8 protein-coding genes and 1 pseudogene are annotated in these 7255 nt (G+C 72.7%); 7 read left to right on the top strand and 2 right to left on the bottom strand.

Translation table 11 applies throughout. The features are described from left to right. Window positions 1-144: 144 nt before the first annotated feature. Window positions 145-255 (top strand): annotated as a pseudogene (locus E1293_RS50885) (pentapeptide repeat-containing protein); the annotation flags it as partial. 9 nt (window positions 256-264) lie between these two features. Here the strand turns inward: E1293_RS50885 and E1293_RS42185 are convergent. Beyond that, window positions 265-1272 carry a DUF2332 domain-containing protein gene (locus E1293_RS42185; protein WP_207939421.1) on the bottom strand — a complete coding sequence of 336 codons (1008 nt, stop codon included), beginning with the start codon at window positions 1270-1272 and terminating at the stop codon, window positions 265-267. A 78-nt stretch (window positions 1273-1350) separates the two neighbouring features. Between E1293_RS42185 and aroC the strand changes: the two genes are divergently transcribed. Genes aroC through aroQ form a run of 4 tightly spaced genes read left to right on the top strand, consistent with a single transcriptional unit; the run spans window position 1351 to window position 4569 of the window. Continuing rightward, complete coding sequence (gene aroC, locus E1293_RS42190; RefSeq protein ID WP_132204990.1) at window positions 1351-2529, top strand: chorismate synthase; 1179 nt, start codon at window positions 1351-1353, stop codon at window positions 2527-2529. Between the two features lie 8 nt (window positions 2530-2537). Continuing rightward, the gene (locus E1293_RS42195) at window positions 2538-3047 is read left to right on the top strand and encodes a shikimate kinase (RefSeq protein ID WP_132204976.1); all 510 of its coding nucleotides are present in this window, start codon (window positions 2538-2540) and stop codon (window positions 3045-3047) included. Next, window positions 3044-4117 (top strand): 3-dehydroquinate synthase, encoded by a 1074-nt coding sequence (gene aroB / locus E1293_RS42200; protein ID WP_132204978.1) that lies wholly within the window; start codon window positions 3044-3046, stop codon window positions 4115-4117. The genes E1293_RS42195 and aroB overlap by 4 nt, the downstream gene beginning before the upstream one ends. After that, complete coding sequence (aroQ, locus tag E1293_RS42205) at window positions 4114-4569, top strand: type II 3-dehydroquinate dehydratase (RefSeq protein WP_132204980.1); 456 nt, start codon at window positions 4114-4116, stop codon at window positions 4567-4569. The genes aroB and aroQ overlap by 4 nt, the downstream gene beginning before the upstream one ends. On the opposite strand, the gene E1293_RS42210 is transcribed toward aroQ, so the two are convergent. Next, window positions 4566-5141, bottom strand: coding sequence for a TetR/AcrR family transcriptional regulator (locus E1293_RS42210; RefSeq protein ID WP_132204982.1), 576 nt, complete (start codon window positions 5139-5141; stop codon window positions 4566-4568). The genes aroQ and E1293_RS42210 overlap by 4 nt on opposite strands. Before the next feature lie 156 nt (window positions 5142-5297). Between E1293_RS42210 and E1293_RS42215 the strand changes: the two genes are divergently transcribed. Together E1293_RS42215 and E1293_RS42220 are read left to right on the top strand one after the other, a co-directional pair. Next, on the top strand, window positions 5298-5963 hold the full coding sequence (locus E1293_RS42215) for an enoyl-CoA hydratase-related protein (RefSeq protein ID WP_132204984.1): 666 nt from the start codon (window positions 5298-5300) through the stop codon (window positions 5961-5963). A 78-nt stretch (window positions 5964-6041) separates the two neighbouring features. Beyond that, window positions 6042-7088 (top strand): LLM class F420-dependent oxidoreductase, encoded by a 1047-nt coding sequence (locus tag E1293_RS42220; RefSeq protein WP_132204986.1) that lies wholly within the window; start codon window positions 6042-6044, stop codon window positions 7086-7088. Window positions 7089-7255 lie beyond the last annotated feature (167 nt).

Consider the following 7255-nt stretch of genomic DNA (forward strand, 5'->3'; position numbering starts at 1 on the left):
GTTCTACGCGGCCGCGACCGCCCTCATCGCGCCCATCGACACCTACTTCGACGCCGTCATGGTCATGGACGAGGACCCGTCGGCGCGGGCCAACCGCCTCGGGTTCCTCGCGGCGATCAGGGACCTGGTGGCGCCCGTCCTCGACTGGCGGGAGGTCGCCTAGAACGAGCTCGCCTAGAACGAGCTCGCCTAGAACGAGCTCGCCTAGAACGAGCTCGCCTAGAACGAGCTCGCCTAGAACGAGCTCGCCTAGAACGAGCTCGCCTAGTACCAGGTCGTGGGCAGCCCGTGCGAGGGGCCCTCACCGAGGATCGCGCGCTCCCCGCCGGGCCACAGCCGGAGTGCGACCACCTGGGCGGAGTCGAGCCGGGAGGCGTCCCGTCCCTCGAACGACAGGTGGGCCACGGGCGCGTCCGCGGTGGCCGCCGCCCCGGCCTTCTCGATGTGGTGGTCGACCCGCGCGCCCTCGTCCGGCGACAGGTACGCGCGCATCGTCGAATGCCACACCACCGTGGCGACGCCCCGCTTCGGAGCGAGGCCGTCCAGGAACTCGGCGGCGCCCGCCCGCACGACCGCCGCGGGGACGCGCGCGGCCACCTCGAACGCCGCCCGCAGCCGCTCGACCCGTGCCGTCTGGTCGGGCCACACGTACGACAGCAGGCGCCGCCGCGCGTCCGCCGAGGCCACGTCCAGGGGGTTCGGATCGCATCCGCGCCGCTCGGTGACGGCCAGCGGCGCGTCCACCGGAGGAAGGCCCCGCCAGGCGTCCGCCAGCACGACCGGCGACTCCGGCCCGAACGAGCCGCTCTCGTGGAGAAGCCGGAAATGATCGGCTCGCAGGTTGAGGCCCGCGCTGGAGCCGATCTCCAGCAGCCTGATCGGCAGGCCCGTGGCCCCGGCGACGGTGAGGAGACCGCCGACCAGCGGGGCGGCCCGTCCGACCTCGTTCGTCTGGGGCGGGTCGGTGAGCCCGTCCCGGACCTCGGCCGCGTTTTCGATCAGGACGTCCCGGAAGGCGGGCCACGCTTCCAGGGGATCCTCCGTGCCGCCCGCGGTCGGGTAGTGCGCGGCGAGCTCCGGCGCCCGCCCCTCCAGGACGAGCCGGTGCATCGTCGCCAGCATCGCGAGCATGAAGCCGGTCCCGGTGCGCCGCCCGAGCGTCTCGGCCACGATGTCGCCCGGGTCGTCCGCCGCTCTCGTGAGCAGCTCCACGTACATCGGCGAGCCCAGCTGGGCGCACCCGCGCGCCTGGGCGAGCAGTTCGCTTCTCACGCCCCACCTCCGCCGCCGAGCCTCTCAGATGGTGGACGGCGGCACGGGCCGGGGTGCGGAGTCAATAGGATCGTTGGCATGCTGCGCTGGTTGACCGCGGGGGAGTCCCATGGCCAGGCCCTGACCGCGATCGTGGAGGGGCTGCCGGCCGGTGTGCGCGTGACCTCGGCGGACATCGCCGAGGATCTGCGCCGCCGGCGGCTCGGCCACGGGCGGGGCGCCCGGATGAAGTTCGAGCAGGACAAGGTGACCATCCTCGGCGGAGTCCGGCACGGGGTGACGCTCGGCGGTCCGGTCGCGATCGAGATCGGCAACACCGAGTGGCCCAAATGGGAGACGGTCATGTCGGCCGACCCCGTGGACGCCGGGGTCCTCGCCGCCCAGGCGCGGAACGCCCCGCTGTCGCAGCCGAGGCCCGGGCACGCCGACCTCGTCGGCATGCAGAAGTACGGGTTCGACGACGCCCGTCCCGTCCTGGAGCGGGCGAGCGCCCGTGAGACGGCCGCCCGGGTCGCGCTCGGCACGGTCGCCAAGGCGTTCCTCAAACAGGCCCTCGGCGTGGACGTCCTGAGCCACGTGATCGCGCTCGGTGAGGTCCAGGCCCCGGACGGTGTCCTGCCGGAGCCCGGCGACCTCGCCCGTGTGGACGAGAGCCCCGTGCGCTGCTTCGACGCGGACGCGTCCGCCGCCATGGTCGCGCACATCGACGAGATGAAGAAGGCCGGAGACACCCTCGGCGGCGTCGTGGAGGTCCTCGCGTACGGGCTCCCGCCCGGCCTCGGCAGCCACGTCCACTGGGACCGGCGCCTCGACTCGCGGCTCGCCGGGATCCTGATGGGCATCCAGGCGATCAAGGGCGTGGAGCTCGGCGACGGGTTCACCACGGCGCGCCGCCCCGGGTCGCGGGCGCACGACGAGATCGACGGGACGCCCGAGGGCGTCCGCCGCCGGACGAACCGGGCCGGCGGCGTCGAGGGCGGCATGACCACCGGCGAGGTGCTGCGGGTGCGGGCCGCGATGAAGCCGATCTCGACCGTCCCGCGGCGGCTCGACACCATCGACGTGAAGACCGGCGAACCGGCCAAGGCCATCAACCAGCGCAGCGACGTCACCGCCGTCCCGGCCGCCGGCGTGGTCGCCGAGGCGATGGCCGCCCTCGTCCTCGCGGACGCCGCGGTGGAGAAGTTCGGCGGCGACTCCGCCGAGGAGACCGCCCGCAACCTGCGGGGATACCTGTCCTCTCTGACGATCAAGTGAACGGGACCATGCGACCGAAGGCAGTCATCATCGGGCCGCCAGGCTCGGGCAAGAGCACGATCGGCACCGCGCTCGCGGAGCGGCTCGGCGTCCCGCTGCGCGACACCGACGCCGACGTCGAGCGCGCGGCGGGCAAGCCGATCGGCGAGATCTTCATCGACGAGGGCGAGGACCGCTTCCGCGAGCTGGAGCGCGCCGCCGTCGCCGCGGCGCTCGCCGAGCACGAGGGGGTCGTCGCGCTCGGCGGCGGCGCCGTGCTCGCGGCGGAGACGCAGGAGCTGCTCGCCGGGCACGCCGTCGTCTACCTGCGGGTCGGGCTGTCGGAGGCGATCAAGCGGGTCGGCCTGGCGTCCGCGCGGCCGCTGCTCGTCCTCAACCCGCGCAGCCAGATGCGCAAGCTCCTGGAGGAGCGGCTCCCGATCTACGAGCGGCTCGGCACCGTCCACGTCGACACCGACGGCCGCGAACCCGCCGACATCGTGGCGGAGGTGGCCAAGGCCCTGGAAGGCGCCCGGTGACCCGATCCCGCGTCCACGTGGGCGGCGCCGACCCGTACGACGTCGTGATCGGGACGGGCGTCCTGGGCGAGCTGCCCGCGATGGTCGGCGACCGCGCCCGCACCGTCGCCGTCGTCCACGCGGAAGGGCTCCCGGAGATCGCGCGTCCCGTCCGCGGCGCGCTCGAACAGGCCGGGTACACCGTCCACGCGCTGCCCGTCCCCGACGGCGAGGCCGCCAAGGAGGTCGGCGTCCTCGCCGGGCTCTGGTCGTCCTTCGCCCGCTCCGGCATGACCCGGACCGACGCCGTCGTCGGCGTCGGGGGCGGCGCCACCACCGACCTCGCCGGCTTCGCGGCGGCGTCGTGGCTGCGCGGGGTGCGGGCCGTGCTCGTCCCGACGACCCTGCTCGGCATGGTGGACGCGGCCGTCGGCGGCAAGACCGGCATCAACGTCCCCGAGGGCAAGAACCTCGTCGGCGCGTTCCACCCGCCCGCCGGGGTCCTGTGCGACCTGGCGACCCTCATGACGATGCCGCACGAGGACTACATCAGCGGCCTCGCCGAGATCATCAAGGCCGGCTTCATCGCCGACCCGGCGATCCTCGACCTGGTCGAGGACGACCCGAAGGGCGCCGCGTCCCCCGACGGCCCGCACACCCGCGAGCTGGTCGAGCGGGCGGTCCAGGTCAAGGCCGGCGTCGTGTCCGCCGACCTCAAGGAGAGCGGCCTCCGCGAGATCCTCAACTACGGCCACACCCTCGCCCACGCCATCGAGAAGGCCGAGGACTACCGCTTCCGCCACGGCCACGCCGTCGCCATCGGCATGGTCTACGCCGCCGAGCTCGCGCGCCTCGCCGGGCGCCTGCCCGCCGGGATCGTCCGGCGGCACCGGGACGTCCTCGCCTCCGTCGGCCTCCCGGTCTCCTACGCCGCCGACTGGCCCGGGCTGCGCGCCACCATGGCCATCGACAAGAAGTCGCGCGGCGCGACGCTCCGCTTCGTCGTCCTGGACGGCCTCGCCGAGCCCGGCCGCCTCGAAGCCCCCGACGAGGCCCTCCTCGCCGCCGCATACGAGGAGATCACCCCGTGAGCCGCGTGTTCGTTCTGAACGGGCCCAATCTGCGGCGGCTCGGCGTCCGCGAGCCCGACAAGTACGGGACGACCAGCTTCGAGGACCTCGCCGCCCTCTGCCGCGACACCGGCCGCCGCCTGGACCTGAGCGTCGAGGTCCGGCAGACCGACGACGAGGCCGAGCTGGTGCGGTGGGTGCACGAGGCCGCCGACGGGCGCATCCCGGTCGTGCTGAACCCGGCCGCCTTCACCCACTACTCCTACAGCCTCCGCGACGCCCTGGCCCAGCGCACCGCCCCCCTCATCGAGGTCCACATCACGAACCCCGCGGCCCGTGAGGAGTTCCGCCACACGTCCGTGGTCGCCGGCGTGGCGACCGGCACCATCGCCGGTTTCGGCCCCATGTCCTACGTCCTCGCCCTGCAGGCCGTGGCCGAGCTCCTCGCCGAGAGCGGGAACGGGAACGCCTAGCCGTCCTGGACGGCGTTCCTGGTCATCTCCTTGAGCTCTGCCACCACGTCGTCCAGGGGGGCGACGTCGCGGTGGGCGCGGCAGAGGATGGTGGCGCCCTCCACGGCGGCGACGATCAGGCGGGCCAGGCGGCAGGCGCGGTCGTCGGGGACGCCCGCGTTGCCGAGGCCCGTGGCCAGGGTGTCCTGCCAGCGGCCGAACACCGCCGCGGCGGCCGCGGCGAGCTGCGGGGCGTCGTCGTGGGACTCGACGGTGACGGCGACGACGGGGCAGCCGGCGCGGAACCCGCTCTGGATGAGGACCTGCCGCCACCAGCCGACGAAGGCGTCCACGGCGGACGCGGCGTCGCCGCTCTCGGTGGCGGCGAGGATGCCCGCGTTGAGGAACTCGCCGGCGTAGCGGACGGCCTCCTCGGCGAGCTGCGCCTTGCCCTCCGGGAAGTGGTGGTAGATCGACCCGCGCGGGGCGCCGCTGTGCGCGATGACGTCGCGGAACCCGGTGCCGCTGTAGCCGCGCTCGCGGAAGAGGTAGGCGGCGCTGCGCACCATGCGTTCCCTGCTGTCCGTCCCCATGGACCGATTATGACATTCATCATAGGGTCGGCGCGTTGACCATGACGGTCGTCATGGAGAATCGCGGCTATGACGGACGTCATGCCGATCCGCAGGGTCCCGCCGCCGACTACTCACGAGTAGGGTTTCGCTCAGGCACGGATGAAGGAGAGCCTCGTGATCGACCTCCAGCGCGACGGAGACGTGTACGTCCTGCGGTTCGACGCCGGCGAGAACCGGTTCAGCCCCGACTTCCTCGGCGCCGTCGAGGGCGCGCTGGACTCGGTGGCGAAGAACGACGGGCCGGGCGCCCTCGTCACCGTGGGCACCGGCAAGTTCTACTCCAACGGGCTCGACCTGGACTGGCTCGGCGCCAACCAGGACCGCTTCGGGGAGTACCTGGGGCGCGTGCACGGCCTGTACGCGCGCCTCCTGGAGCTGCCGATGCCGACGGTCGCGGCGCTGAACGGGCACGCGTTCGCCGGCGGCGGGATGCTCGCCCTGGCCCACGACTTCGCCGTCATGCGGACGGACCGCGGCTACTTCTGCCTGCCCGAGGTCGACCTCGGGATGAGCTTCACGCCCGGGATGAACGCGCTGATCGCGGGACGGCTGCCGAAGGCCACCGCGCACGAGGCGATGCTGACCGGCCGCCGGTACGCCGCCGAGCAGGCGCGGGAGGCCGGGATCGTGCAGCGCACCGCCGCCGAGGGCGACGTCCTGCCCGCGGCCGTCGAGCAGGCGGCCGCCATGGCCGGCCGGAACGGCGCGGCCGTGGCGAAGATCCGCACCGACCTGTACCGGCCGGTGCTGGACGCGCTGCACGGACCGGCGCTGCCCTGACCCCTCGTCCCGCGGGGACGGCGGGAGTAGGTTACGTTCGACTGAATCGGATTCGGTTACGGAAGGGGCGCGGACACCATGCGCATCGGGATGGCGCTCAGCTACTCGGGCGGTTTCAAGGAGACCGTCGAGGAGCTGGCCGACTACGAGAAGGCCGGCCTCGACGTCGTCTACGTCGCGGAGGCGTACAGCTACGACGCGGTGAGCCAGATGGGCTACATCGCCGCCAAGACCGAGCGGCTGGAGATCGCCTCCGGCATCCTCAACATCTACTCGCGGACCCCGACCGCGATCGCGCAGACCGCCGCGGGCCTGGACTACGTCTCGGACGGGCGGTTCACGCTCGGCATCGGCGCGTCCGGCCCGCAGGTCATCGAGGGCTTCCACGGCGTCCCCTACACCGCGCCGCTCGGCCGCACCCGCGAGATCATCGAGATCTGCCGGAAGGTGTGGCGGCGCGAGCGCGTCCAGCACGACGGCAAGCACTACCAGCTGCCGCTGCCGGCGGGCCAGGGCACCGGGCTCGGCAAGGCGCTCAAGCTCATCAACCACCCGGTGCGCGCCGACATCCCGGTCCTGGTGGCCGCGATCGGCCCGAAGAACGTCGAGCAGACCGCCGAGATCGCCAACGGCTGGGAGCCGATCTTCTACGTGCCGGAGAAGGCCGAGGACGTGTGGGGCCCGTCCCTCGCCGCGGGGAAGGCCAAGCGCGACCCGGCGCTCGGCGAGCTGGACGTGGTCGGGCAGTCCCCGCTCGCCATCGGCGACGACGTGCAGGGCTTCCTGGAGTTCGGGCGCCCGATGGCCGCGCTGTACATCGGCGGCATGGGCGCCAAGGGCAAGAACTTCTACAACGACCTCGCCCGCCGGTACGGCTTCGAGAAGGAGGCCGAGGAGATCCAGGACCTGTACCTGGACGGCAAGAAGGACGAGGCCGCCGCCAAGGTCCCGTACGAGCTGCTGGAGAAGATGTCCCTCATCGGCTCGCAGGGCCACGTCCGCGAGCGGCTCGCCGCGATGAAGGAGTCCGGCGTCACCACGCTCAACGTGTCCCCGATCGCCGGCGACCACAAGGGCCGCCTCGCGCTGATCGAGAAGGTCAAGGAGATGGCCGCCGAAGTGTGACCCGCCTCGTTGACTTGCGGCGTGTCGTTGCTATGAGCGGCGGCGGTTTCTAGTGTCTGTTGCAACGAGGTTCCTGGAAGGATCTTGTTGTGCCAGGACGTCGTCTTACGCTCGCTGAGCGTGCGCAGATCGAGGTGTTGTTCGGTGCGGGCCATTCGTTTCCGCAG

It is taken from the genome of Actinomadura darangshiensis (genome assembly GCF_004349235.1).
Lineage (GTDB): Bacteria > Actinomycetota > Actinomycetes > Streptosporangiales > Streptosporangiaceae > Spirillospora > Spirillospora darangshiensis.